At 47.4% G+C, this 3,252-nt stretch carries 1 protein-coding gene; it reads left to right on the top strand.

Annotation, left to right across the window (positions count from 1 at the left end):
• Positions 1-224 precede the first annotated feature (224 nt).
• A partial coding sequence (locus ENN47_09315) for a DUF1080 domain-containing protein (protein HDP78362.1) occupies positions 225-3,252 on the top strand: 3,028 nt, incomplete at its 3' end.

Raw genomic sequence — 3,252 nt, 5'->3', positions numbered from 1 at the left:
GTTTCGCTACCTGCCATACGTTGAAGGGCCCGTAAGGATATTCGGAGGCGTTGGGGACACGGTTAACATAACAAACATAAAAGCCGGAGACTCAATCCTGGAGAAGACCGTTGGCACAGTGTATGTTGAATTATAAATTAGAATGAGTTAAAATTAGATACTGATTCATTACGTCTATGCTTTTAACGCTAGAATGAGTTTGTTGTCTAACTGATTGCGGGTGAATGATGGCAGAGAGGCTGACTTTCATAATGATCCTTTTCCTGATAGGAGTTTGCACCCTGTCTTTTGCAATAATAAGCTATGTAGACCCAGTGGGATTTCCCGCTCCCTGGCCGGACAATCCAAGCCCCATAATAGCTTCTTTCGAATTTTCCGATATTGCCGATCTGGCAGATTATTACCCGACCGGCTCCTGGAGCGCTTCAAATGGGCTCCTAAGTGCAAGTGGAAGCGGAGAACTTCGTTCGATACTCAATGGAAGCGAAACCTGGACGAACTATTCTATCAAGACTCTTGCAAGAATAGCTGGGAATATCGATGAAACCGATTCGAGTTATAAGATCTTCTTCAGAACAAACGGAAGCGCGGCCAATTTCAATGGATACTCATTTGAGATAGATTCAGATTATACTAATCGATTCTCGCTAAGGAGAGTTGTCAATGGAATAGAGACTGCTCCCCTTATCACTTCAGTTACTTCAATAGGTTTCGACTGGAATCAGTGGCAGGAGATATCTATCACCTCTATTGGAAACACTTTCACAATGTACGTCAATGGCATAGAAGTCCTAAGATACACCGATCTTGATAACCCTATTTTGAGCGGAAGAATGGGATTGGGTTTCGAAGGTACCGCTCAGGTAGAATTCGATTATGTGAGGGTATTCAGCGCAACCGCCGGGTCAAGGGAATGGAAACCGTACACTTACCAGGGCGAGGTGGTCTACGACGAATCTGGAAATGCAGACCAATCAAGCGGGGGGTCGGTCTCACCGTCGAACGTCGATATAGTTAGCTCGCCTTCTCTTCCATCTGTGATGGTTTACTTCGATTCAGGAGTCATGATGTTCAGAATGATACTGGGTGGAAATCCGCTAGCACTTACTGGAAGGGGTACTCCTTTTATATCATCTACCTGGACAGTCCTCATCGATCTAGATGGAGATGGATTTAGAGACTTCGCAGTTGAACTCGACGGAACGGACTCGGGAGCAGCGCCTGATGACATAAAAGTCTTCTACAGCACAGTCAAGGATCAGTTTCTGTATGACAGCGGTCTGATCTGGAAACAAGACAGTGCTAGACACTTATATAACCCTACAAACAGTGATGGCGAACCTGAAGGTCCAGCGAACTGGGACCGAGACCCGTTGCCCTCGGTCTGGGATTTTTCGAGGACCAGGGTTACTGAGTTCAGTGATCCGGTTGCAGGAACGGTCTATATTCTGGATTTTCAAGTGCCTCTCTCCGCTTTAGATGCTACTTCCGTGGGCGGACCAAAGCTCACGTCAGATTCGGTGTTTCAACTTGCTTTTACTACAAGCGCCAACACTAACAATCCAGTGCAGAAAGACCTTGCTTATCAGGGCTCATTTACCATGGACAGGAATAAACCCCTTCTCTTCGGTGACCCGATAAACTCTACCGGACAGATCAGCCAGATTCCGCTCACGTCCAAAATAACCGTGACAGGCTGTGGACCATCACTAATCGAAGCTCTAGTCCAAGATGCAAGCATACTAGTTGACGGACAGGTCCGCTCATCCGTATCAAGCGTTAGATTCTTCTACTATTTCGATTTCGACGGAGACGGAATCGCAGATGACGGCTTTGACTGGGTTTTGATTGGCGATGCAAGTTCTACAGACGGTTTCAATCCCTGGAGACTTAACTGGAACACTTCTTTAATTCCTCAGGGCAACTACATCGTCAAAGCCGTTTTGGTTGACTATCAAGGAAACACAATGGACTCGTATCTTCAGTATACAGACGGTGATTTACGACAGGCGGCTCTTTTTGAAAACACATGCAGCAGCCTCAATCTTTCAATTTCCGGCATAGTATTTGAAGATGTCGGAAATGACGGTTACTCATATGTCCCCGGAACAGACTTGCCCAAAGAGGGTGTGCGAGTACGGTTGTACAGAGAACTAGACGAAAATGAAACGCTTAGCAACGGTGATTCTTTCGTTGCTGAAACCGTCACAGATAACAGCGGCGCATACTCGTTCGGACCTCTTCCGCCTTATAGATACTATATTGCTGTCAATTCAAGGGATATTGCTCCTGCAGGAATCAAAGCAGGCTTCTCAGCGGAAGCTGCCTGGGCCGAACAGACTTTCAAACGCGAGTTTATTGGCAGTTCCTATCAAGATTTGCAGGCATTCGGAGGCGTTAATCCTTTGGAGTCTGACTTTTTTTCTATGACATCGATGGCTGTAGAGGATAACAACTTCCAGCATCAGTCCGTTGCAGACATTACCGAGGCGACAGAACCGATCGATGGAATCGACCATGGTTTTTCCTTCAATGTTGTCGTGAATTCTGCCGATTCCGGAATAAACGATCCGGGCTCTCCCGGCAATCAGGGAACTTTCAGGCAGTTCGTACTCAATTCCAATGCAATAGAGGGACCTAACGCGGCGAAGTTCGTCTTGATGACGCCGCAGAATTCCACTTCAGGCACCAATAGCTGGTGGACTATAAAGGCGGCTTCTGCTTTTCCCGGCATATCTGATGCGGGAACATCGATCAACGGGATCGTATTCAGTAATAGTAACTCAGTTGCGAAGAGCAATCTTTCTTCGATTGCTGGAGGAGTGGCAGGAACCAGCAGAGTAAGTGTACCGGAGATCGCCGGGGCAGAGATCGAAATAGACTGCAACAACCTCCCCAACTGTCTCAGAACAGAGGGTACTGCATCAGATTTCTCTTTGTCAAGTATTGCTTTCTTCAACGCCGGAGGGTCCCTCGGGGACCAGTCGGCCGCTCTCACAATCGAAGGACCAAATGCCAACCTGACCGGCCTGATTCTGGGATCCAGAGCAGATGGCACGAAACCTTCCGACGACCTCCTCAACCGAAGGTTTGGCCTAATATTCAGTTCGAGTGGTGACCTCTCGAACTCGTATATTGCACATAACGGTTCCGGCCTTCTCATTACGGGAAGCAGTGTCAACGTGCATGAGATCCTAGTATACGGAAACGGTATAGGATCCGCTGGCACTGATGGCAATGGGGTAACAATAG

The organism is Mesotoga infera (assembly GCA_011045915.1).
Lineage (GTDB): Bacteria > Thermotogota > Thermotogae > Petrotogales > Kosmotogaceae > Mesotoga > Mesotoga infera_D.
The sequence above is the reverse complement of the archived record's forward strand: the minus strand, read 5'-3'. Positions and strand labels throughout refer to the sequence as shown.